Origin of the sequence: Sinorhizobium sp. 8-89 (genome assembly GCF_030124325.1) — a bacterium.
In the GTDB taxonomy this organism is placed as follows: domain Bacteria; phylum Pseudomonadota; class Alphaproteobacteria; order Rhizobiales; family Rhizobiaceae; genus Sinorhizobium.
In genome coordinates this window covers 17,360-40,020 of sequence record NZ_JASKLR010000032.1, presented here as the reverse complement: position 1 = coordinate 40,020, position 22,661 = coordinate 17,360, and the positions used below count along the sequence as shown (strand labels likewise).

Annotated in this window: 20 protein-coding genes and 3 pseudogenes; 11 read left to right on the top strand and 12 right to left on the bottom strand. The window is 57.9% G+C overall.

Going from position 1 to position 22,661, the window contains the following annotated elements:
- Nucleotides 1-28 precede the first annotated feature (28 nt).
- The 5 genes from QN219_RS30280 to QN219_RS30260 form a co-directional block, all read right to left on the bottom strand.
- On the bottom strand, nucleotides 29-862 hold the full coding sequence (locus tag QN219_RS30280; RefSeq protein ID WP_284004122.1) for a phosphodiesterase: 834 nt from the start codon (nucleotides 860-862) through the stop codon (nucleotides 29-31).
- A gap of 85 nt (nucleotides 863-947) precedes the next feature.
- Nucleotides 948-2,228, bottom strand: a complete 1,281-nt coding sequence (locus QN219_RS30275; RefSeq protein ID WP_284004121.1) for an ABC transporter substrate-binding protein — start codon at nucleotides 2,226-2,228, stop codon at nucleotides 948-950.
- A gap of 86 nt (nucleotides 2,229-2,314) precedes the next feature.
- Complete coding sequence (locus QN219_RS30270; RefSeq protein WP_284004133.1) at nucleotides 2,315-3,055, bottom strand: carbohydrate ABC transporter permease; 741 nt, start codon at nucleotides 3,053-3,055, stop codon at nucleotides 2,315-2,317.
- A gap of 128 nt (nucleotides 3,056-3,183) precedes the next feature.
- Entirely contained in the window at nucleotides 3,184-4,107 is a 924-nt protein-coding gene (locus QN219_RS30265; protein ID WP_284004120.1) for a sugar ABC transporter permease, read from the bottom strand.
- Nucleotides 4,104-5,303: an ABC transporter ATP-binding protein gene (locus QN219_RS30260; protein WP_284004119.1), complete on the bottom strand. Its 1,200-nt coding sequence runs from the start codon at nucleotides 5,301-5,303 to the stop codon at nucleotides 4,104-4,106. The genes QN219_RS30265 and QN219_RS30260 overlap by 4 nt, the downstream gene beginning before the upstream one ends.
- A gap of 278 nt (nucleotides 5,304-5,581) precedes the next feature.
- On the opposite strand from QN219_RS30260, the gene QN219_RS30255 reads away from it, so the two are divergent.
- The 11 genes and pseudogenes from QN219_RS30255 to QN219_RS30205 all read left to right on the top strand — a co-directional run bounded on the left by QN219_RS30255 (nucleotide 5,582) and on the right by QN219_RS30205 (nucleotide 16,370).
- Complete coding sequence (locus tag QN219_RS30255) at nucleotides 5,582-6,427, top strand: MurR/RpiR family transcriptional regulator (protein WP_284004118.1); 846 nt, start codon at nucleotides 5,582-5,584, stop codon at nucleotides 6,425-6,427.
- Between the two features lie 104 nt (nucleotides 6,428-6,531).
- Nucleotides 6,532-7,317: an HAD family hydrolase gene (locus tag QN219_RS30250; RefSeq protein WP_284004117.1), complete on the top strand. Its 786-nt coding sequence runs from the start codon at nucleotides 6,532-6,534 to the stop codon at nucleotides 7,315-7,317.
- A gap of 103 nt (nucleotides 7,318-7,420) precedes the next feature.
- Nucleotides 7,421-8,926 (top strand): MFS transporter, encoded by a 1,506-nt coding sequence (locus QN219_RS30245; protein WP_284004116.1) that lies wholly within the window; start codon nucleotides 7,421-7,423, stop codon nucleotides 8,924-8,926.
- 795 nt (nucleotides 8,927-9,721) lie between these two features.
- Complete coding sequence (locus QN219_RS30240; protein ID WP_284004115.1) at nucleotides 9,722-10,921, top strand: IS256 family transposase; 1,200 nt, start codon at nucleotides 9,722-9,724, stop codon at nucleotides 10,919-10,921.
- Between the two features lie 74 nt (nucleotides 10,922-10,995).
- A pseudogene (locus QN219_RS30235) lies at nucleotides 10,996-11,424 on the top strand (tyrosine-type recombinase/integrase); the annotation flags it as partial.
- Between the two features lie 371 nt (nucleotides 11,425-11,795).
- Entirely contained in the window at nucleotides 11,796-12,170 is a 375-nt protein-coding gene (locus tag QN219_RS30230) for a hypothetical protein (protein ID WP_284004113.1), read from the top strand.
- Between the two features lie 136 nt (nucleotides 12,171-12,306).
- Nucleotides 12,307-12,744, top strand: coding sequence for a hypothetical protein (locus tag QN219_RS30225; RefSeq protein ID WP_284004112.1), 438 nt, complete (start codon nucleotides 12,307-12,309; stop codon nucleotides 12,742-12,744).
- Nucleotides 12,745-12,861: 117 nt separating this feature from the next.
- Nucleotides 12,862-14,055, top strand: coding sequence for an ATP-binding protein (locus tag QN219_RS30220; RefSeq protein WP_284004111.1), 1,194 nt, complete (start codon nucleotides 12,862-12,864; stop codon nucleotides 14,053-14,055).
- A gap of 2 nt (nucleotides 14,056-14,057) precedes the next feature.
- Nucleotides 14,058-14,720, top strand: a complete 663-nt coding sequence (locus tag QN219_RS30215) for an RloB family protein (RefSeq protein WP_284004110.1) — start codon at nucleotides 14,058-14,060, stop codon at nucleotides 14,718-14,720.
- Nucleotides 14,721-14,765: 45 nt separating this feature from the next.
- Nucleotides 14,766-15,257 (top strand): hypothetical protein, encoded by a 492-nt coding sequence (locus tag QN219_RS30210; RefSeq protein WP_284004109.1) that lies wholly within the window; start codon nucleotides 14,766-14,768, stop codon nucleotides 15,255-15,257.
- 363 nt (nucleotides 15,258-15,620) lie between these two features.
- Entirely contained in the window at nucleotides 15,621-16,370 is a 750-nt protein-coding gene (locus QN219_RS30205) for a DNA methyltransferase (RefSeq protein ID WP_284004108.1), read from the top strand.
- Between the two features lie 269 nt (nucleotides 16,371-16,639).
- On the opposite strand, the pseudogene QN219_RS30200 reads toward QN219_RS30205, so the two are convergent.
- From QN219_RS30200 to QN219_RS30165, 7 genes and pseudogenes are all read right to left on the bottom strand, one after another.
- A pseudogene (locus QN219_RS30200) lies at nucleotides 16,640-16,961 on the bottom strand (IS21 family transposase); the annotation flags it as partial.
- 203 nt (nucleotides 16,962-17,164) lie between these two features.
- Nucleotides 17,165-17,998, bottom strand: a complete 834-nt coding sequence (locus QN219_RS30195; RefSeq protein WP_284004107.1) for an ABC transporter permease — start codon at nucleotides 17,996-17,998, stop codon at nucleotides 17,165-17,167.
- Complete coding sequence (locus tag QN219_RS30190) at nucleotides 17,947-18,777, bottom strand: ABC transporter permease (protein ID WP_284004106.1); 831 nt, start codon at nucleotides 18,775-18,777, stop codon at nucleotides 17,947-17,949. The genes QN219_RS30195 and QN219_RS30190 overlap by 52 nt, the downstream gene beginning before the upstream one ends.
- 13 nt (nucleotides 18,778-18,790) lie before the next feature.
- A complete protein-coding gene (locus QN219_RS34345; RefSeq protein WP_405052289.1) occupies nucleotides 18,791-19,900 on the bottom strand; it encodes an ABC transporter ATP-binding protein in 1,110 nt (369 codons plus the stop codon).
- Nucleotides 19,897-21,003: an extracellular solute-binding protein gene (locus QN219_RS30175; protein ID WP_284004105.1), complete on the bottom strand. Its 1,107-nt coding sequence runs from the start codon at nucleotides 21,001-21,003 to the stop codon at nucleotides 19,897-19,899. The genes QN219_RS34345 and QN219_RS30175 overlap by 4 nt, the downstream gene beginning before the upstream one ends.
- 196 nt (nucleotides 21,004-21,199) lie before the next feature.
- Nucleotides 21,200-21,436: pseudogene (locus QN219_RS30170) on the bottom strand (UPF0262 family protein); the annotation flags it as partial.
- 21 nt (nucleotides 21,437-21,457) lie between these two features.
- Entirely contained in the window at nucleotides 21,458-22,639 is a 1,182-nt protein-coding gene (locus tag QN219_RS30165) for an acetyl-CoA C-acetyltransferase (RefSeq protein WP_284004103.1), read from the bottom strand.
- Nucleotides 22,640-22,661 lie beyond the last annotated feature (22 nt).

Here is a 22,661-nt window from a genome sequence, read left to right as displayed (position 1 = left end):
TCCGCTGCTCCTTACATTTTAACATCGTTTAGGGGCGCGTGAACTCGAGGCGGCCCATCCCATCGTCCGTGGGATATTCCCGGGCGATAATGTCGCCATCGGTCACGGGAGACGTGTGATGCACAAGAACTCCAGCCTCGGTAACTGTGATGATGTCATAAGTCGGTTCGGATTCCATGAACTCGGTCACGCCCGGCTTAAAGCTCAATGCGATACGATGGGAAACGCCCCGATTGCAGCTAAAGGGAATGCCGTGCCAAATTCCGCTTGTCGTTAAATGAAGATGTCCAAAGGCGATGTGCAAAATGGACTTTTCAGCCTTGATTGTTGACAGGAACGGATGCGGCTCGTTGAGCATGATGTCGTCGAAGATTGGCACCCCCACTGAGAATGGAGGGTGGTGCATGAAAATAAGCGATCTACTCGCCGCCTTGTCCTTAAAAACCTCTTCCAGCCACTGTATGCGTTCGGCGCACATGCGCCCCCAACCTGGATGATCATCATCGAGAGTATCAAGAAAGATTAGGCGCACGTCGTCGAGATCCATTGCAGACTGAACAAAGCCAAATCGATCGACGGGTTCGTTGGGAAACACACGCCGAAAGTTCGGACGGTTATCGTGGTTGCCCAGGAGCAAGCGACAAGGGACACGAGACTCGCTCAAGATCTCGGCGAGCGTCTCATACGCCGCGACTTCTCCCCGGTCAGTCAGGTCACCGGTAATAACACAAACCGCCGCATCGCTGTGATGCCGATTGATCGAGCTGACAACTGAGCTCAGCCGAGCGCAAGGATTGAGTCCCACAACGGCTTGGCCGAACGGCGCAACATGCGTATCGCTGACGTGGATAATTTTCAGCATCTGTACTGACCTTCAAAGGTGGCTAAAAGGTGAAAACGGCCGGAGGACAGGGAAAAGCATCAACGCCCTCCCCGTCTTTGCTTACTTATTCTTTGATTATGGACTCGGTCGACTGAACCATTTCCTTCAGACCATCTGCTGGCGAAACATCACCATTTCCGATCCGGAATAGGACCTCGGACTGGGCCTTCCAGACTTTAATGCTCTTGACGTTCGGGTAGCCGAACCAAGCGACGGCAATCGGCCACTGCGTCAAGCTGGTCTTCCAATCGGGATGCGACGCGTAGAACTCACCAAGATATTCGTCCTTCAAAGCCTGCTTGTTGGTCGGCATATAACCGGAGCCGAGGACAGTTACCTTCTGGCCGGCGGGACTGGTGAGAAATTTCACGAACTCCCACGCTGCCTTCTGCTTTTCAGGATCCTGAGTCAGGATCGTCGCGAAGTTGCCGCCGGTTGGAACGTGACCGTCTTCCGCTCCCATCGGGAAGGTGCCCGTGATCAACTTGAACTTTCCGCCGATGGCCTCGTCCATGGTGCGAATGTCGCCGGTCGAACCGATGAAAATACCGAGCTTGCCTGCCGCAAACTGCGCCATGCCGGCGTCTTCATCAATCCAGGGCATGCCCACTTCTTCGACAAGACGGCGCACGGTGGTGGCCGCCTTCAGGCCCGCCTCGTCACCATAGGTGACCTTGCTCCTGTCGGGGCTCATCATCGTGCCGCCATTGCTGTAGACCATGGCCTGCCAGAACCAGTCACCGAGGGCGAGGTTGATCTGCATTCCGTCGACGTCGCCGTTGGCCGCCTTGATCTTCTTTGCAGCCTCGATGAACTCGTCCCAGGTCTTCGGAAGCTTCTGAGGGGCCAGGCCGGCCTTCTTCATGAGGTCGGCATTGAAATATGCAATCGGCGTGGAGGCGTTGAACGGCAGGCCCCACTGGTGCCCGCCAAAGCGTCCTAGCTCGAGCACGTTCGCGTCATAGTTGTCATCAACCCAGGCCTGGCCTTCCTGGTCCAGCAAAGGCTTCATGTCTGTGATTTGATGACGCGGGGCCAGCGTCGATACGAGATCAGGAAGAAGGTTCATGCCGGCGAAGAAAATGTCTGGCGTCTGACCGGTCATAGCCTCGCGGGCGACGGCCAAATGCCCTTCATAGTAGTCAGTCGCCGGGGCGCGAAACTTGATCTTGATGTCGGGGTGCTCCTTCATGAACGCATCGGCGAGCGGCTGGTAGAATCGTTCGCGGAATGCGCCGTAGGCATGCACGACCTCCAGGGTCGTTTCTGCGTGTGCCGGAGCGGCGCTAAACACCGCAGCCGCCGTCAAGCCGGCTGCCAACAGGAAAGCCAAGGTCTGTCTCATCGCGATATTCCTTTCGCTGAGTTGATTGGAAACAGAGAGATTTTTGGGTAGCAGGCTGCCAGGAATTCGCCTGACGCGGACTGAGGTCACTTCACTCCGGTCATCGTCACCCCTTCAACAAAATACCGTCGCGCCAGAAGGAAGACGCAGATCAGCGGCAAGGTGATGATGGTTGCCGCAGCCATCAGAGGGCCATAGCTGACGCCTTCTGCTGACTGGAAGTTCAAGAGGCCGAGGGGCGCCGTCATCCTGTCGGTGACATTGACGACGATCAGCGGCCAATAGAGATCGTTCCAGTGAGCGGTGACGGAGAAAACCGAGAAGGCGGCGATTGCCGGCAGAGCGCTTGGTACGATGAGGCGAACGATGATCTCGATTTCCGTAAAACCGTCGATTCTGGCGGCATTGATGATCTCGCGGGGAAAAGTGCGGAACTGTTGACGGAAGAGGAAGATCGCGAAAGCCGAAAAGAACCAGGGAAACATCAGCGAAAAATAGCTGTTGAGCAGTCCAAGTTTCGCCAGTGCGATATACATCGGCAGGGCCGGGACCTGAACCGGGATGCATAGGGCAAACAACACAAGTCCGAACATCAGCGCCTGTCCGCGGAACTTCATTTGCGCAAGCGCATGGGCCGCGGCAATGGAGGTGATGAGCTGTACGCTCAGGACCCCGACGACCACGATCAGACTGTTGAGCATGAACAGGCCCATCGGTGCGGCGTTGAGTGCCTTGCCGAAGTTTTCGCCGGCATGCAGCTTCGCCGGGTCGAGCGAGAACGGATCGGAAAAGATGTCTGCAGGATTCTTCACCGCTGCCAAGATCATCCAGACGAACGGAAGAAGGATGATCGCTGCGAATATCAACAGCAGTCCGTGTTTGGACGCGGCTGCGAAAAAGGGCGTGGGTGGGAGCGATCGAGGGCTCCTCACGGACACGTCGTGTTTGGCGGATGTCATGAGTAATGCACCCCCCTCGCGGCAAAGATCTGCACAGCCGAGATCGCCATCATGATGATCAGGAAGACGACGGTGAGCGCTGAGGCATAGCCCGTCTCGAAATATTGGAAGCTCGCCTGGTAGAGTTGGTAGAGGATGACGTCGGTCGATCCCGCTGGCCCGCCATGCGTAATGACGGCTACGGTGTCGAAGACCTGGAAGGCCGTGATCGTCGAGGTGATGGTTACAAATATCGTCGTTGGTCCGAGCATCGGCCAGGTGACGCGAAACAGGCGATCCCAAAAGCCGTCGGCACCATCGATCGCAGCCGCCTGATAAAGATCCCAGGGGATCCCGGTGAGCCCGGCCAGAAACAGTATCATATTGAAGCCGACCAGGTGCCAGACGCCGATCGCGGCCAGCGCGAAGATCGCGATCGATGGATTATTGAAGAAGTCGACGCGCTGGAATCCGAGGAAGGAGATGAGCTCATTCACGGGCCCGATACGATTATGCAGCATGAACTTCCAGACAAGCCCCAGCGCGACGAGCGTGCTGGCGACGGGCAGAAAAAAGATGACTTCGTAAAGACGCCTCAGACGGCCCGTGCCGTGAACCAGGATCGCCAACAGCAATCCAAGCAATACCGACATCGACACCACGACAGAAACATAGAGGGCGGTGTTCGACAACGCATTCAGGAAGCTACGATCATGGACGAGAGCGGTATAGTTGCGAATTCCGATCAGCGACCACTCCGTTGCTCCCAGGCTGTAATCGGAGAAGCTCAATCCAATCACGATGGCTATTGGAGCAAGGACCACGATAGCAAGCAGTGTGGCGGCTGGCAGAGCGAACAAGTAAGCCGAGTTCATCCGGCCGACGTTTTGGAGCACCCCATGTTTTTTTGCCGGGGCATCAGAGGCCACGGACGAAGTCATGACACCGCCTCAAGTCGCTTCGAAATTTGTACTTCCTCAGATCGGAGGAGCCGGCCGGCCGAATTGAACACGAGAAAGCGCTCTGGAGACAGCCCGACCCGGACAAGGTCAGGATCGCTGCTTTTCTCCCGGATCTGCGACCATTCCCGCTGCGGCAGGCGTGCAGTCACGGGAATTTGCTTGTCGCCGGCGAGCATAAGATAAAGGATAACCTCGTTCCCAAGGTTCTCGATCAGACGTATGCGCCCTTCGTAATAGGGACAGGCGCCGCGCAGGTGGGTCTGGGCAACAAAGGTCACGTCCTCGGGCCGAATGCCTATCTGGGCTTGATCGCCCGCCATTAAACCCGTCCTCAAGTTTTGGCTTTCACCGAAGAGATGAAGCTCGCCCCGGTCGCCGATCTCGGCCGGCAGGATGTTGATCGGCGGCGACCCGATGAAACGCGCCACACGAACGTCCGCGGGCGCGGCATAAATCACCGCGGGTGTGGCAACTTGCACGATGGCGCCGTCCATCATGATCGCGATCTTTCCGGACATCGTCATGGCTTCGACCTGGTCATGCGTGACGTAGAGAAAGGTGGCATTCAGGCGTCTTTGCAGCTCGACCAGTTCGGTTCGGACTTGCGTCCTAAGAGCCGCATCGAGGTTGGATAGCGGTTCATCCATCAGAAAGACGCCAGGTTGACGTACCATCGCACGTCCGAGCGCTACGCGCTGCCGTTGCCCCCCTGACAACTCACTCGGCTTGCGCTCAAGCAGCGCTTCCATGCCGAGCGACTTCGACACCTCTCCGACAGTCGAGTTGATCTGCCGGCGTTTTGCGCTCATGCCCGGCACCAGGCCGCCGATTACAGGCATGCGCGCAACGAATGGCAAGTTCGCCATGATCAGAGGCATTGCGAGGTTGTCCCGGACCCGCATATGCGGATAAAGTGCGTAGGACTGAAACACCATGGCAATGTTGCGTTGGCTGGGGCGGAGCCCGTTTACCACTCTGCCGCCTATCTCGATCGATCCGCCGTCCGCCTGGTCAAGGCCGGCAAGAATCTTGAGCAGCGTCGACTTACCGCAACCCGAGGGTCCGACAAGCGTCATAAACTCACCGGCATTAATCGCCAGATCTATGTCTCGAAGGACCTGACTCCCACCATATCCCTTTGCGATTTTCGATAGCCGAACTGCCGATCCTGTCATGTCGCTCTCCCTTGATGGGTGTCAATAGTGGAGTTTTTTATCACTTATGTGACAGCATATGGATTTTTTCTCCGCGCTTATTGGAACGGCGCCCTCCCCACTGTGCGAAAACGATTGTATCCAATGGTGCCCACTCATTCTTGGCGCCAGTCAACTGGGGACAATGCCGAGAACGTCTGACACTTGTTTACAATGGTTGGACGGTAGAGAGTTGTATAGGCGACGGGGTGTGTGCACCGGGACGCCGAGCGAGAATCATGATTTGGAGAATGATAGTCATGCATGGTGAGAGCGCGCCACTTTCCTCGCAACAGGGTGAGACGCATACGCCGGTTTTGTTGAAGGTCGAGACCGCGCTGGATTACCCCAATGCTCTGGCCAGGGTGGCGCAGTACATCCTGGAAAATCCCAAGAAGGCTGTACGTCAGTCGCTTGGTGAACTAAGCGCTGCTTCCCGAAGTGGCCAGGCGACGATATTCCGGCTTTGCCGTGAGCTCGGATTCAAAGGTTTCACGGATTTCAAGCTGGCTCTTGCCGCCGAGATTGGGCAGCGCGAGACCAAGCCAATGCGCGATGTGAGTTTGACCGCTAATTCACTCGACGAAACGGTTTCGCTGATCTCTCGCTCCGTCTCACAGACACGGCAGCTGGTGCAGCCCGAACTTCTGGCTTCTGCCGCACCGCCCCTATTGAACGCGCGCCATGTCGATATCTATGGGTCAGGCGACTCCGGCCTTGCTGCTGAGGTGCTGTTTCATCGTCTCAGGCGTATCGGCGTTAACGCCCGCGTCTTCGCCAATGTTGGTTATGCTCATGAAGCGGCGGAGGCGATGACAAAGGAGGATGCGGCGATCGCCGTCTCCCAATCAGGCGCCTCTCCTGACACGGTCGAGTTCCTGCGCAAAGCTCACCATGTCGGCGCCTTTTCGCTGGCGATCACCTGCCATCCCAAATCCAGCATTGCGAAAGTCTCGAGCGTCGTGCTGCAAATGGCCCGGCTTCCGCAGCCTGGTCTCAGCGAGCAGATGATCGCGCTACCACGCGCTGTCTTCATTGCCGAAGCGCTGGCCATCGCCATTGCTGATCACGCCAAGAACTCGAAGACGACGACAGCAGACACCTAATAATTCACTCCACATAATCCATTGCGTTTGGATTTTTAATCTATTACTGGTGCTCCGCCGGGACCGTGCAGCGGGCTGGACGAAGGAGTGGATGAGCCGCTGCCTTGAACCAGCCCCAGCACCTTGGATCATGTAGGCGGACGTCAAGTCTGCTGCTTGGAGCAGGAATAATGGACACCAAACCAAAACTGATCATCTTCGATTGTGACGGCGTGCTGGTCGACAGCGAGCTCATTGCCAGCGCTGCAGAAGCTGAGGAGATAACCCGAGCCGGTCATAGCATCAGCGTCGAAGAAGCAGTTGAACAGTTCGCTGGCGTTCCTGCCACCGACATGTATCGTATCATCGAGAACCGGTTGGGCATGCCGCTGCCGGTCGATCTCTCCGCCCGCATCGATGCACGGGTTCGGGAGTTGTATCTCTCTGAACTCGCCGCGATAGACCGTGTGCGGGAAACGGTCCGCGCGCTGCAGATACCATGCTGCGTCGCCTCAAGCTCCGCACCGAACCGGCTTGGCCTCGCCCTGGCAAAGACCGAGCTGTTCGACCTTTTCTATCCGAATGTCTTCTCCACGGTCCTCGTACGACACGGCAAGCCCGCTCCGGATATTTTTCTCTACGCCGCCGAAAAAATGGGCGTGCCGGCCGCCGACTGCATCGTTGTCGAAGATAGCATCGCTGGCGTTACGGCGGCTAAAGCAGCTGGCATGACCGCTCTCGGTTTCGTGGGCGGCGGGCACTGCCCGCCCTCGCACGCCGCGCGGCTGAAGGAGGCGGGAGCCAAACAGGTATTCAGCCGCTTTGAAGATTTGCTGGCAATCATCGAGGGAACCTCGGGAGAGCGCCTTGGTCCGTCTGAGCTCCGCAGTGAAGTCGCGCTGACGATGTGAGATGTTGCTGGGGTGGGGCTCTCGACGCCTTCTGCGTCCCTCGCCCACCCCCGTCCGCTGTTTTTCACCCACCACGGCCATCATCGGCTCTCTGGGGTTTTCCATGATACCTCGTCCATGGCTTTGCCTGGCCGCCCTTTCCGGTGCCCTCGGCCTTATCGGCATCGATATGACGGTACTCAACATCACCCTTCCTCATCTTACCGAACAGCTCGGCGCCTCGACTTCCGAAAAGCTGTGGATGGTCAACGGCTACTCGCTCCTCATGGCAGGGCTGCTGCCAGGATTTGGTGCCTTGTCCGACAGGATTGGCCACCGGAGGATGTTGTGCACCGGACTTGTCGCGTTTGGGGCAGCGTCGTTTGCCGCTGCGTTTTCCACGACGCCTTTTATGCTTATTGTCGCCCGTGCCTTTCTCGGCATGGCGGCTGCTGCCATTGTGCCCGCGGCCTTGTCGATCGTCCGCACGCAGTTTTTGACCAATGCAGAACGGTCAATGGCTATCGCGATCTGCGGAGCGATCTGGTCGGGCGCTGCTGCTCTTGGGCCCGTGCTCGGCGGTGTGCTTCTTGAGAACTTCTGGTGGGGCGCAGTCTTCCTGATCAACGTTCCGGTCATTGTCATATCCGTGGTCCTGTCACTTGGGTGGATCCCGCGCTATCCGGCAAACCCGAACCGGCCCTGGGATCCTTTCGCGTCTCTTTTTTTGGCAGCAAGCTTGGTAGCGCTGATCTTCGCGCTCAAAACCGCCTTCAAATCAAACGGTGAGTGGATAATCCCTGTCGCTTCGGCAGCCGTGGGCGCGGCTCTCATGGCGCTTTTCGTAAAACGGCAAAGATCGACTGCGGCCCCATTGATCGACTTCAACATGTTTCGGGTGCCGCTGTTTTCTCTGGGCGCGTTTGTGGCTTTGTTCATTGGCCTTGCCTTCGCTGCCCTCCAATTTGCGCTAAGCCAGGAGCTTCAACTGTTCCGCGGGCTCTCGCCCGCAATCGCAGGCCTGCAGCTTTTGCCGATCGCGGCGGCAAGTCTGGCGGCTGGTTTCTTGATTGGTCCGCTCATGGGCAAGCTTGGCTTGGAGCGGCTGCTCGTTCTCAGCCTGTCCGTTGCAGCATTGGGCGCCGGTCTGTTTACCTACATAGGCTTTCGATCGACCGCGCCATTTGAAATGACCACACTAGCCCTGCTCGGTTTAGGCATAGGCGCCGTGATGTCAGTCGCATCGACCGCTATTTTAACCAACGCGCCGGAAGATCAATCCGGGGCAGCCGCGTCCGTCGAGGCGATCTTCTACGAACTTGGAGGAACGATTGGCGTCGCGGTCGCTGGAAGTCTCATGGCCACGATTTACAGCCAAGTGTTTTCAGCGCCGCGTTCTCCTGTACTGCAAGCAGCCGCATGGGAGGGGATGGATCGAACGGCGATTGCGGCTGGTGCGCTCGACTCCGCAGATCGAAGCGCACTGCTATCGGCAGCCCAGCACGCCTTCTCTGCAGCAATGGATGCAGTGTTGCAGGGGATCACCGGTACCATTTTGGTACTATGCGTGATCGTCGCTTTGACGTTCACTCTGCGCGTGAGAAAACCCATTTCGCAGCTGGAAAGCTGAAGCTACGGAGCTTTCTGGTCTTTGCCGGATCGAACGCAGCGCGGAAGCCATTTCGTTTTAGAAGCGCAATCCAGTCTGTATCCTTCAATCATATCCTCGCAAACAGCGGCGAAGCTCGTCGGCCGCCCGCCGAAGCCTCTCCCCGACCTGCTGAAACCGTTAGCCCTTCTTCCTCGGGGGTGGTGCACGACTGAAGATCTGCGGCGCGCCGGCATAGCGCCACCCAAGGTCGAAGCGTTGATCCGAGCGGGGGTGCTTTGTTTCGGCCTCGGTCGCGCATCCTTCGGCTGGAGGCAAGGTCGTTCTATGAGACTCAGTTCCCAAGCCATGCGGCGGCATTTCCTTTACGGAACTGGCTAGATGGGCCGTTGCCGACAGACACGATTTGGATTGGGCTCCCGCTCTGTCATTTGACCAATATCCGGCATTCGACAGCGGTTGGGCTCGCAAGTGTGCTGGACGGGCTGAATGGAAACACCATTCCGCTTCTTGGAGGTTTCCCGTTCATGAATCCTACCGCGAAGTGCATCCAATATCTCCATCACGTCAACATTTCTCGCGGTCGATGAAGGATGCGGCTTGAACCAAGCCGCTAGTCGCGGCAATTGGTGCCCGCTTTGAGAGATGCCTCCTGTCTGAGAGGATTTGGGTGTTGCAAACCCACCCTTCAGACATGAGATCCAGATGGCCGGGTCGTGTCCCCTCAGGTGGTGTAGGTCCTGAGGGTTAGGTGGTCATCAGTGTTTTTCCGGCAGGGTCGGGTTGTTCAAGACCAACCTGATGGAAAGACCACCGATGACCGACGAGATGATGAACGTGCGCTCGCTTGTTGAGAAGAGCGCCGACGCGGATTTGTTGCGCGAGATGATTGGCTTTGCGGCCGAGCGGCTGATGGAGCTGGAGATCGGCAGCGCGACCGGTGCTGGCTACGGCGAGAAGAACCCGATGCGGCTCGCCCAACGCAACGGCTACCGTGACCGGGACTGGGAGACACGGGCTGGAACGGTCGAGCTTCGCATCCCGAAGCTGCGCAAAGGTAGCTATTTCCCGAGCTTTCTGGAGCCGCGTCGCATGGCGGAGAAGGCTCTGACGGCTGTCATCCAGGAAGCCTATATCCAGGGCGTTTCGACCCGCTCCGTCGACGACCTGGTCAAGGCGATGGGCATGAGCGGCATCTCCAAGAGCCAAGTCTCGAGGCTGTGCGAGGAGATCGACGACAAGGTGAAGGCGTTCCTCAGCCGCCCCATTGAAGGCGACTGGCCGTATCTGTGGATCGACGCCACCTATCTGAAGGTTCGTCGCGGCGGCCGCATCGTCTCGGTCGCCGTCATCATCGCCGTCGGCGTCAACACTGACGGACGGCGCGAGGTCTTGGGCATGGAGATTGGCACGTCCGAGGCCGAGCCGATCTGGACGGATTTTCTGCGCAAACTCACGCGACGGGGTCTCAGAGGCGTCAAGCTCGTCGTCTCCGATGCCCATGAAGGAATCAAGGCCGCCGTCTCCAAGGTTCTATCGGCCACCTGGCAGAGGTGCAGGGTTCACTTCATGAGAAACGCGCTGGCCCATGCCGGAAAGAGCGGCCGACGAGTGGTCTCCGCCTTCATCGCCACAGCCTTCGCCCAGGATACGCCGGAGACCGCAAGCACTCAGTGGCGCAATGTCGCCGACCAGATCAGGCCGAAAGTGCCGAAGCTCGCCCAACTCATGGACACCGCTGAAGAAGACGTGCTCGCCTATATGACCTTTCCCAGGCAGCACTGGACCAAGCTTCACAGCACCAACCCCATCGAGCGCCTCAATGGCGAGATCAAGCGGCGCACCGAGGTTGTCGGCATCTTCCCCAACGATGACGCCATCGTCCGCCTCGTCGGCGCATTGCTGCTCGAGCAGAACGACGAGTGGGCCGTTCAGCGCTCCAGATACCTGACCCTTGAGACCATCGCCGCAATGAGCGATGATCCGCTCATCAGCCTGCCCGCTGCGGCAAGCTGACCCATTCCCGGCTCCGTCCGGAAAGCACGGCGATCGCCGAAGCTACACCACTCCCTGGGACATGATCGATGGCGATGGCCGAGATGAGCCATGTGCGTCGCCGGATGATCGAGGACATGACGGTCCGCAATCGTTCTCGGGCCACGCAGCAATCCTATCTTTATGCAGTCGCAAAGTTTAGCCGTCATTTCAGCCGATCACCGGATCGGCTCGGCTTAGACGAGGTCCACGCCTTCCAGGGCCACCTTGTGTCTACGGGCATATCCTGGTCCGGATTGAAGCGGATCGTCTGCGCACTCCGGTTCCTCTATGGCGTAACGCTCGGCCAGAAGACGATCCCGGAGCATATTCCGTATGCGCGCGAACCTCGCCAGTTGCCGGTTGTTCTTTCGAGCGACGAGGTCGTCGAATTTCTGCAAGCCGTGTCCAGCTTGAAGGCGCGGGTAGCTCTGACAACGGGCTATGCCGCCGGTCTGGGGGTCTCGGAGGTCTGTGGTCTTCGCTGAAGCGTGGGAACGTTAAAATTCCTAGCGATTTCGCCGGGGTCGTTTGGGAGCCCATGGATGATAATGGCGGTTGGAAAGCGAGCCTCGCCCGCGAGCTCGAGGCCGCCGGGCATACCATCGACTGGAACAAGGTCATGAAGCGATGAGCCAGTTGCCGATTGAGAGCAAGAGCGCTGGCGCTCCTGCTCTCATTCAGTCGGCCGACGATCGGACCCGGACTCGGGAATTCTTTACTGCACAGATCCGGAACCTAAACACGCGCCGTTCTTACGCGAAAGCGACCGTCGAGTTCCTGCATCGCTGTCAGGGACGCGGGACGGGAGCTGGACTCGATCACCCCGATCCACGTCGCCGGCTGGATTGAAGAGTTGACCGGCACACATGCCGCGCCAACCGTCAACCAGCGCCCGGCGGCCGTGCGTCACCTGTTCGACTGGTTGGTCACGGGTCAGGTCATGACCGTCAACCCGGCACATTCGGTGCGCGCCCCAAGCTTTCGCGCAAACGCGGCAAGACCCCTGCGCTTTCCCCCCGAGGAGGCACGGCAACTGCTCGACAGCATTCCGGCTGATACGCTGATGGGCCAGCGCGACCGCGCTCTGATCGGCCTGATGACCTACACCTTTGCGCGGATTGGGGCAGCAATCGGCATGAGGTCCGGGACGTCTATTTGCAGAACCGGCGGTTGTGGGTGCGTCTGCACGAGAAAGGCGGCAAGCAGCTTGAGCTGCCGTTCACCATAGTCTCGAATCCTACGTCGACCACTATATGGAGGCGGCCGTCCTGTGCGATACCCCCCGGGCGCCGCTGTTCCAGACCATCAAGCGCGGCACGGGCCATTTGTCCGGAATTGTCCTCGCCTAGGCCGAAGCCCACGCGATGATCCAGCGCCGTGCGGGGGCGGCCGGGATCAGCACGGCGGTCTGCAACTATACGTTCCGCGCCACCCGCATCACCGCGTATTTGAAAAATGGCGGTACACTGGAAAAGGCCGCCAACATCGCCAATCACGCTTCGACATCTACAACCCAACTCTACGATCGCCGTAACGAAGACGTCAGCCTCGACGAGATCGAACGGATCTGGAAACCAACCCACAGGCTATTCCTCTTCGCGCTGGCGGCATCCGCCTCCTTTATCGAGCGAGCGAGGCGCTCGAAAAGACCACCGTGTCGCGGGTTCCCCGATACTCTTCATTGTTTACTTGGAGCGCGCACCTTTCGGCATTTGCAGCGGCGCGTACGCCTCAGCATGATCCGGCTGGAAGAGATGCGTGGGGTTCGCCTCGCCGGCTTCATGCTATTTCCGGATTTGTAGCCGAAATAAATTGTCAATCTGCATGTTTTGTGCAAAGGATGCCATTATAACAGGACTTTTGTAAAAATGCTGCTAGAGTTTCGTGTCAAAAACTTCCGGTCCTTTCGGGATGAGGCCGTGCTGAGCCTTGCGGCTAGCCCCGATTTGACGCTGGAGAGCACCCATACCCGGGAAACCGGCCTAGAGAAGATCAAGCGCGTCCTTAACACCGCGGCCATCTATGGTGCGAACGCCAGCGGCAAGACGAACGTGATCCGCGCCTTCCAGTTCATGCAGTCGATGGTGATGACTTCAAACCAGGTACAGCCGGATCAGGAAAACAATCTTGCGCCCTTCCGTATGCGTCCGGGGTTCGAGACCTACCCCACCCTGTTCGAGGCTACATTCATCATCGACGGCAAGCGATACCAGTATGGTTTCGAGCTGAACCGGCGCCGTGTCATTAGTGAATGGCTGCTTGTATACGAGCGAGCCAAGCCGCAAGTCTGGTTTTCCCGCGCCTACAATGAAAAGAAGAAGAGTCGCTACGATTACAACTACAGCGATTACTTCCTTGGGCCGAAAAAAGTATGGGAAACGGCCACCCGTCAGGAAACACTGTTCCTGACGACAGCGATCCAACTTAATAACGAGCAGCTCAAGCCACTTTATCAGCGGTTTTCGGAAGAGATGGTTATATTCCCCGAGGGAGGGAGCATCGGCTTCGGCTTTTCCGCAGGGTACGCTCAGGACCCTAAGAATCTACGGCGCGTCGTATCTCTAATTTCCGCGGCCGACACGGGTATTTCCAATGTGTCTTTCACCAAGCGCCCCGGCCGCCAATACCAGATCAACGTATCCTCTGGTCAGCCGGAAGTCCGTGACACCGAACTAGATATCCCGCAATTCGGGCATGTTGCGGAAGGGCAATTGTATAATTTCGAGATCAACGATGAGTCCGCCGGCACGCAGATCCTTTTCAATCTCGCCGGCCCAATCCTCGATATCCTCCAGCGTGGCCGCCTGTTGATCGTGGATGAGCTGGACCGGAGCCTCCATCCCCTGCTCGTGCAAAAGATCCTGGATATGTTCAACAATCCTGAGATCAACACCAAGGGTGCCCAGCTGATCTTTTCCACACATGACGTCTCGCTCCTGGAAGGGCGTAAGCTCAGGCGGGACCAGGTCTGGTTCACGGAGAAGGATAACGAGCAGGTCTCGCATCTTTTCCCGTTGCTGGATTTCTCGCCACGTAAAGGCGAAGCCTTGGAAAAGGGATACTTAGGCGGTCGTTATGGCGGCATCCCGATCTTCGGTACGGTGGATCACTAGCCTTGGCCAAGAAACACCGCTTTGAACGTACCGAGGCACGTCTGGCTCGTCGGCAAGGCCACAAACGGTCGTATGACCGGATGCTGATCGTCTGTGAGGGTGAGAAGACCGAGGTCAATTACTTCGAAGCCATCCGGCGCGAAAAGCGGATTCCGAATGCGGATATCGAGATTGTGCCGTCCGACTATGGGACCTCGCCGCTCAATATCGTTGAATACGCGATCGATCATTTTAAGAAAAGCAAAGCGTTTGACCGCGTGTATGCGGTGTTCGACCGGGATGACCATGACAGTTACCACAATGCGCTCGCCAAAGCGGAAGCTACTGACAAAAAGCTGAAGAACGACGAAGGAACCGCCACTCCCTTCATGGCGGTTCCTTCCGTCCCGAATTTCGAGCTGTGGGTCTTGCTGCACTTCCGCGACGTGCTCGCCCCGATACACCGCAACGAGGTCTATGCCGCGCTGCGCAAGCTCGCCCATTACCCGACCTATGCCAAAAACAGCAAAACAGTTTACCAGGACACGAAGGGCCGTCTTCCAGAAGCCTCCGGCCGTGGCGTCATCCTTCGCGGACGGTTCGATAAGCACGATGGCAACGATCCTTATACGGATGCCGATGTGCTGACGGCCGAGCTTCTAAAGATCGCCGGTCGATTTGGGTAAAGCAGCAAAATCGTCTTTCGTCAAAAAAGTTACTTCAGGCAACGCATGATAAATCTCTTTAATCCGAAAACGCTTTCGCGGCACTACAGTGCCAGGACGCCCCTTCCCGACGGCGACAGGATTCGGCTCGAAGAATGGGCGGAGCTCCGCTCAGGTCGAATCGAGCGGATTAAAGAAATGTCTCTGCACGGTGATTTCAAGGCAAGCATCATTGAAGCCGTTTTGGGCTATGTGAGCGCCGTCCACAGCCCCGATCATACCGTGACCTCGGAACAGGCAATTTTGCGCGGCTCGGTGGACTTGGCTTTGGGGCACTTCGGAGCCGACAAATCTCAGATCATCGCGCCGCTGGAATTCAAAGGAGCAAAGACCCGAGACCTCGATGCCATTATGCCAGGCCGCGCCAAAAGCCCGGTCCAACAGGCGTGGGAATACGCCACCAAAGCGCCCGGGGTGAAATGGGTGCTGGTATCGAATTATGTGGAACTCCGCCCCTACGGATTCGGTGAAGGCACCCCAGGCCTACGAGAAGTTTGACCTCGCCAAGCTTACCGAGCCTGCCGAGTATGGCCGCTTTAGGTTTTGTTGAGTGCGGACAATCTCTTGTCCGGCCGCACGCTCGGTCTCCTCGCGGAAAGTCGCAAGGAAGACAAGGACATTACCTATGAGTTATCGCGATTACAAGGAGTTGCGCGGCAATCTGATTAGCGCCGTTCGCGCGGCCGCCCAACCGTCGCACCGTTAGGTGCAATTGCCGCCGCGCAGACGGTCCTCGATCGTGGGCTTTTTACGGCTTTTGCGGAAGACACCGGCCTCCTGCCCAAACGGATCCTGGAAAAGGCCTTCGAGCATGCCGATCCGTTCAATCCCTGCCCGGTATGGGATAACTTCAAGGGCCTGTTGGCGGCGATCGACAAAGGCAACGCTCGCTTGGACGTACCTCCGCACAATGGCGGCCTATTTGCACCTGATCCGATCGTTGATGCGATTACTCTCCCTGATGAGGTTTGTGAGGGTTTCAAGAAGATCGGGGACTACGATTTTGCCTCGCAAGTCTCGGTCACCGTTCTGGGTCACATCTTTGAACATTCGATTGCAGACCTAGAGCGCCTACAGGCGATCGCCCGAGGCGAAGAGGTTGACGAAAAGAAGACATCAGGCACAACCGGCCGCCGTAAGCGTGATGGGGTTGTTTATACCCCTGATTACATTGCGCGTTTTAGCGTCGAGCAAACACTCGGTGCACATCTGCGGGATATTTTCCAAGCGATCCTGGCTGCCTATGCTCAGAAAGGTGCCCGCGCTGACGACCAGGAGATCAAATGGAGGCGCAAGAGCGCCGAACTGGAGGCTTGGGAAGCATACCGAGACAAGTTGAAAACGCTCAGGATTGTTGATCCGGCATGCGGGTCGGGCGTGTTCCTCGTCATGGCTTTCGACTTCATGAAGGCCGAGCTCACCCGCGTCAATGATAAGATTGCGGATCTCCGCGGGGGTGCTCGAGGGCTTTTTGATCCCGACAGCGAGATCCTCACCAACAACCTGTTTGGTGTCGACGTGAACGCCGAGAGCGTTGAGATCGCTAAGCTTTCGCTGTGGGTGAAAACCGCCCGACGGGGCAAAATGCTCGACAGTCTCGACTTACTGTAGAGCGACAATCTGGCTGAGATCCGCATCTTGGTCGTCGCGCTGCACGCGATGCCTGCAGGGATCTTCTGCCCCGATAGCCGCGGCCGCTGTGATACGTTCCGGCAATGAGCCGCGTCTTTTGGACTACAGCCATGCCTCCGATCGATATGTTGCCAGATACAGCTCGCTTCCCCGACCTTACAAGAAGCACCCTATGGTCTGCTGCAAAACGACGCCAAGAAGCGAATCCGCGAGCATTATGCTGATCTTCCTTGCCATAAATAAAGCGATAGATCGTCTCCCCTTGCGAGGCGGAGACCAATGGTATGGACCCCGCCCTCGCGGCGAGGTGGAATCTCCAACGTCAACTGCGATGTCTGCGCCCAATCCGGCTCAGAGCTCGGACGATGACCCGCCTTCGTCCCCACCGCCTTGTAAAGCGCCGCTTCCAGGGCCGCATCGCTGACGTCGTCACCCACGATAGCTCCGCAATGGCCGCACGCCGAAGCGTCTCGCGCACCGTCGATGGCGCAGCGCCAACCCGGACCGCAATCGACTTGTGGCCAAGTCTTGTTCGAAGCGATATCTCAATATCTCGCGGACACGCGGCATCTCCAGTCTCTCCGCAGACATCCCGTTCCTTCCTCGTCACAGTCGAAGGAAGAAACCTCACACCGGCAGACACCCACGCCAGATGCCTTCCGAAGGGGGCGGCATCATCTCGGAATCAGGGGCGGATTGCCTCGGAATTTGCACGCTTTTAAACATCGACGGCCCGAAGGCAATTCGGGCCGTCTTGGGAGGCGACATCCGCTCTACTGGAAGCGGATATCGGAAAGTCGATGCACGACGTAGATCAGCAGTATGGTCGCGAGCACCATCAGCGCCGAAATAGCATTTACCGTCGGACTGACGCCGGCACGCATCTGACCCCAAATTACGATCGGAAGTGTATTGTCGGATCCGATTGTGAAGAATGACACGCTGAACTCGTCGAGCGACCACGCGATAACTAGAAGCATAGCGCCTATCATGGCACTCCGTAGCAGAGGCAACGTGACCCGGTAAAATGCCTGCGCTGGGTTCGCTCCAAGTGTTGCGGCTGCCTCGGGGATTTGCGGATCAAGGCTGCCTATTCGGCTGGTGAGTGTGAACACCAGGAATGGCAAGGTGATCAGCACGTGACCGATGATTGCCGTCCAAACAGAGAGGCCGATGCCAAGGCTCGTGAAGAACGACAGCAGAGAGATCCCGAGCAGCAGATGCGGCAAGAGCAAGGGCAGCGCCATCAAGCCAGCGAATATTGATGCACGACGGAACCTAAATCTGGCGATGGCAAACGCCGCCGAAGTTCCGATCAATATGCAGCAGATAGTGGTGCCGAGCGCGACAAACACACTGTTGACCGCGGCCTTACGCATGATCGGGTCGCGCGCGACCGAGACATACCACTCCGTCGTAGGGGCTTCGAAAGGGAAGGCAGCAAGCCCTTTCGCATCGAAGGAAAAAAGGACGACGATGGCGATAGGAGCGAAGAGAAATGCCAGTAGGATGGCCGTGTATACGCTGAAGGCGAAAGTCGAGAGACGTCCCTGGTTCATGGTCGATCCTTGAGTCCAATACGTCGCAGCAAAGCATTGACCGCCCACAGGAATATTCCCATGGAAATCACTAGGCTGAATGCAATTGCAGACCCGAGGGGCCAGTCAAATGACAGACCAAAGCGGCCGACTACCGCGTTCCCGGCAAGCTGCGCCTTGGGCCCCCCAAGGAGTTGAGGGGTGACGAAGTCGCCGGCTGCGATGACGAAAGTCAGCGCAAACGCGGACACGATACCGCGGCTCGCCATTGGGACGGTGACTCGGAAAAAGGCGCCGACGGAAGTAGCGCCTAGGCTTTTGGCCGCCTCAATGCATTGTGCAGACACCCCGGAAAGCGCCGATGCGAGCGGAAGTATAGCGACCGGGACAAGGATACTCGTCAAGGTCACGATCACAGCAGCCTTGCTATACGCAAAGGTTTCCACTGGGGCATCGGTGACACCGGTCCAGCTCAACAACTGGCTGATCGCACCATTGCGGCCGAGGAGTGACCGCCATGCGTAGATCCGCACGATGTAGGCCGTGAACAGGGAGACCATCACCAGGAGAAGGATAATGGTCCCTACCCGACGAAGCGGGCCCAGTGTGATCGCATATGCTAACGGAAACGCAAGCACGACTGACGCCAGCCCAATCGTCGCTCCCATCCAAAGAGATCGCAGAAGAATCTCACGGAACAGTGGGTCCGTGAAGATTTTGATGTAGTTCGCCGGTGAGGTACCAAACGAAATGTCAGCGTAGCTTGTGCTGCCGAAAGAATACGCGAATAGCACTCCGCAAGGGATAATGAAGAACACGGCCATGAAGAGGCTGGCCGGCGCAGCCATGAGGTAAAACTGCCTAACCATTGCTGTCGTCTTCGATTTGCGCGACGGAGTTGTCCGGCCAGTTGAGAAGCACGCGGTCGCCTTGCGAGAATGTGCCGCCTCCATTGGGGAGAACCGGCTGCTGAACCATTACGGTTTGCTCACCAACTTGAACCAGGTAGCGCCTGAATGCCCCCTGGAAGATAGCCTCTTTAACCTGCCCGGTCGCCGAATTCGGGCCGGGCGCGGCCGAGGCGACGTCGATTGCTTCCTGGATCTTGATGGATTCGGGTCGGATGCAGACAAGGCCCGCTCTTGTTTGCCGATCATCAGCAGCATTGAAGCGGATGTTGATGCTTGCCGATTGAAGCAGAGACTTCTTTCCTTCGCGACGGAGCGACCCGGTGAAGATGTTCGCCTGGCCCAAAAATTTTGCGCTGAACAAAGTTCTCGGCCGGCTGTAGACTTCCTCAGGTGAACCACGTTGAACGATGGTGCCACTGTTCATGAGAACGATTTCGTCGCTCATCACCATCGCCTCATCCTGATCGTGCGTGACGAACAGGAAGGTCGCTCCGATGCTACGCTGCAGCTGCCGAAGTTCGAGCTGCATCGCTTGGCGAAGCTTAAGGTCCAGCGCGGACATCGGTTCGTCGAGCAGTAGAACTGGCGGCCCAGCCGCCAGAGCTCGGGCGAGCGCCACTCGCTGAGCCTGGCCCCCGGAGAGCTGATCGATCGGGCGATCCGCAAAGGCACTGAGCCTGACAATTTCGAGAAGCTCGCCAACGCGATTGGCAGCGTTCCTTTTTTCCACCCGCTGCAGGGATAGTGCGAACCCGACATTCTGGCTTACCGTCATGTGGGGGAACAGAGCATAGCGCTGGAAAACGAGACCAACTGGGCGGCGATGCGGGGGTGCGAGCGAGAGGTCTTTCCCTGCTATCACGACGCGACCTGTCGACTGGCGATCCAACCCGGCAATGATGCGCATTAATGTCGTCTTGCCGCAGCCAGACGGGCCAAGAAGAGAGACAAAGCGGCCAGGTGCCACATCGAGCGAAATGCTCGACAGAGCGGTGAACATACCGAACTGTTTCGTGACCCCTTGGACCGAGACTGCTGAATTTCCTACTTGCGAATTCATGACAGTTTGATCCGTTCCCAAGCTTCGGTCCAATCGCGCATGGTTGCGATTTCGCCCTCGACCTTGAGAGCCGGCGGAATATAGAACGTGTTCTTTTCCAGGAAGGCCGGAAGATTTTCGTAAGGGTAAAGCTTTCGCTGATCGTCAGGCAGAAGCGCAACCGCATCGGCGTTCACAACGCCACAGCCGATTGCAGCGCCGATAATGGCGTTGCCCTCTGCGGAAAGCATCTGATTGAGGAACGCGTAAGTCTGCTCCAGATGCGGAGCCTTTTTGGGGATGCAGTATGAGTCACACCAAAGGAATGTGCCGTCTTCTGGTGGAACATAGGACGCCGCATCGATGCCCTTTGACTTCAGTTTGGCTTCGATAAATCGCCATCCGAGTACACTTGCTTGCGCATCCCCGCGGGCAAGAACGTCAGCAATGTCGCCAAAGCTTGGTGCGATCGTCGTAAGGTTCGCCTTGACGGGCAAGAAAGCTTCGGCAACCTGACTAACCTGGTCCTTGGTCATTTTGGAGAAATCGGAGGTTTTAAAGAGTGCCCGTGCGAAGATCCAAAGGTTTGCCGGATCATCCAGTGTGATGAGCTTTCCGCGGTACTTCTCATCGCCAAGATCGGCCCACTTCTGAGGAAGATCCTTAAAGAGGTCTGCGCGGTAGCTCACCGGATAGTCGCTCCAACTCACCGGCACGGCGTAGGTCTTGCCATCCGACTGCTGCCACGACGTGTTACGGAATTGGCTGAAGAAGCGCTCGCTGCTTGGCAGCTTCGTTGCGTCAATTGGCTCGACCAATTTTGTCCTCATCAGGGGCGCGACGGCACTGATGCCCGGCGTGACGACGTCGATCGACCCCACTCCGCCGCTACGGAGTTTCGTCACAATCTCTGCATTGCCGGTGATATATTGGGCATCGATCGTGAGGCCTTGCGAAGTAAGCGTTCCCATTGCCTTCGGGTCATCATAGCCCTGCCATCCCAGAAACTTGAGAGTCACATTGAGCGACCCGGCCGCCCGCGCGCTCAATGAAGGAAATACGGCAGCGATGCCACCAGCACCCAGCAGCGCTCCTTGGCGAGTGAGAAATTCACGACGATTCATCTATGGGCTCTCCCATGTTGTCGGTCAGCGTTCCCTGCTGAACGGCGTTGATATTTGTATTTTCTATGATCTTTGATCAAAGATCGCAGTGTCAAGAGCGAGCGTGATGCGTTTCAATAAAAAAGCTGGTTCATCAAAATGGGATGTTGGTGTCGACTGTGACCCGATCCCAGCCTCGCTGATATGGCGGACCGCCTTAAGCGTTCTGATCTCCGCCGAGGTCACCGGGGACCCCGCTCTTTGCAACGTGTCGCCCGTTCTCGTGGGCAACATGCATTGCCAAACGTCCGTCGGTGATTTCGATCTGGAGACGATAGGGACCGTCGTCATGGCCAATCGGCATGAAGCTGTTAGAATCGAGAGGATCGACAATCGCCAGCGCCTGTCCACGCTCGACGCGCGCGTCTCGTGTCCTGAAGGAGCAGTCGAGTTCGACATCGCAGAGACCTTTTCGTCACATCGCTTCCACGCACATGGCGACACCCATGCCACCGCCGATGCAGAGCGTTACCAGTCCCTTTTTTGCGCCGCGACGCTTCATTTCGAAGAGCAACGTGTTGAGCACCCGCGCGCCGGACGCGCCGATTGGGTGACCGATGGCGATCGCGCCGCCATTGACGTTGACGATCGAGGGATCCCAGCCGAGGTCCTTATTGACCGCGCACGCTTGGGCGGCGAAGGCCTCGTTGGCTTCGACCAGTTCGACGTCGCCGATCGCCCAGCCGGTTTTTTTGAGCGCCTTGCGCGAAGCCGGGATCGGGCCGGTGCCCATGACCTGCGGGTCAACGCCGGCCGTTGCCCAGGAGACAATGCGGGCAAGCGGCTGAATGCCGCGCTTGGAGGCCTGCGCTTCGGTCATCAAGAGGGTTGCGGCGGCGCCGTCATTAAGGCCGGAGGCGTTGCCGGCGGTGACGGTGCCCTCCTTGTCGAAGGCCGGGCGTAGCTTCGTCATCTGATCGAGCGTTGCGCCATGGCGGATATATTCGTCCTGGTCGACGGTGACGTCGCCCTTGCGGCTCTTGACGATGAAGGGAAGGATTTCGTCGGCGAAGCGTCCGGCCTTCTGGGCGGCCTCGGCCTTGTTCTGCGAGGCTACTGCAAACGCGTCCTGCTCTTCGCGGCTGAGCTGCCACTGGCGGGCGACGTTTTCGGCGGTGATGCCCATGTGATAGCCGTAGAAGGCGTCGGTCAGGCCGTCCTTGATCATCGTGTCGATCATCTTGAAGCCGCCCATCTTCACGCCGCCGCGAAGATGCGAGCAGTGCGGCGCCATCGACATCGACTCCATGCCGCCGGCAATGATGATATCCGCATCACCGGTTACAATCTGCTGCATGCCGAGCGCGACGGCACGAAGGCCCGAACCGCAGAGCTGGTTCATGCCCCAGGCGGTCTTTTCCTGTGGGACACCCGCCTTCATCGCCGCCTGACGCGCCGGGTTCTGGCCCTCGCCGGCCTGCAGCACCTGGCCGAGGATCACTTCGTCGACCTCGCCTGCTTCGACGCCTGCGCGCTCAAGCACGCCCTTGATGACGGCGGCGCCGAGCTCGTGCGCCGGCATGTTGCCGAATGCACCGTTAAAAGAGCCAACCGCAGTGCGGGCGGCGCTGGCGATGACGATCGATGGGATGCTCATGGTGATCTCCTCTATGGTCTTG

Bases quoted from the DNA above. Each gene is read 5' to 3' on its own strand.
- QN219_RS30245 (WP_284004116.1), top strand. From the start codon at position 7,421: ATGATACCTCGTCCATGGCTTTGCCTGGCCGCCCTTTCCGGTGCCCTC.
- QN219_RS30210 (WP_284004109.1), top strand. From the start codon at position 14,766: ATGATAAATCTCTTTAATCCGAAAACGCTTTCGCGGCACTACAGTGCC.
- QN219_RS30275 (WP_284004121.1), bottom strand. From the start codon at position 2,228: ATGAGACAGACCTTGGCTTTCCTGTTGGCAGCCGGCTTGACGGCGGCT.
- QN219_RS30255 (WP_284004118.1), top strand. From the start codon at position 5,582: ATGCATGGTGAGAGCGCGCCACTTTCCTCGCAACAGGGTGAGACGCAT.
- QN219_RS30270 (WP_284004133.1), bottom strand. From the start codon at position 3,055: ATGATCTTGGCAGCGGTGAAGAATCCTGCAGACATCTTTTCCGATCCG.
- QN219_RS30175 (WP_284004105.1), bottom strand. From the start codon at position 21,003: ATGAATCGTCGTGAATTTCTCACTCGCCAAGGAGCGCTGCTGGGTGCT.
- QN219_RS30190 (WP_284004106.1), bottom strand. From the start codon at position 18,777: ATGGCTGCGCCGGCCAGCCTCTTCATGGCCGTGTTCTTCATTATCCCT.
- QN219_RS34345 (WP_405052289.1), bottom strand. From the start codon at position 19,900: ATGAATTCGCAAGTAGGAAATTCAGCAGTCTCGGTCCAAGGGGTCACG.
- QN219_RS30260 (WP_284004119.1), bottom strand. From the start codon at position 5,303: ATGACAGGATCGGCAGTTCGGCTATCGAAAATCGCAAAGGGATATGGT.
- QN219_RS30265 (WP_284004120.1), bottom strand. From the start codon at position 4,107: ATGACTTCGTCCGTGGCCTCTGATGCCCCGGCAAAAAAACATGGGGTG.
- QN219_RS30240 (WP_284004115.1), top strand. From the start codon at position 9,722: ATGACCGACGAGATGATGAACGTGCGCTCGCTTGTTGAGAAGAGCGCC.
- QN219_RS30280 (WP_284004122.1), bottom strand. From the start codon at position 862: ATGCTGAAAATTATCCACGTCAGCGATACGCATGTTGCGCCGTTCGGC.
- QN219_RS30225 (WP_284004112.1), top strand. From the start codon at position 12,307: ATGATCCAGCGCCGTGCGGGGGCGGCCGGGATCAGCACGGCGGTCTGC.
- QN219_RS30165 (WP_284004103.1), bottom strand. From the start codon at position 22,639: ATGAGCATCCCATCGATCGTCATCGCCAGCGCCGCCCGCACTGCGGTT.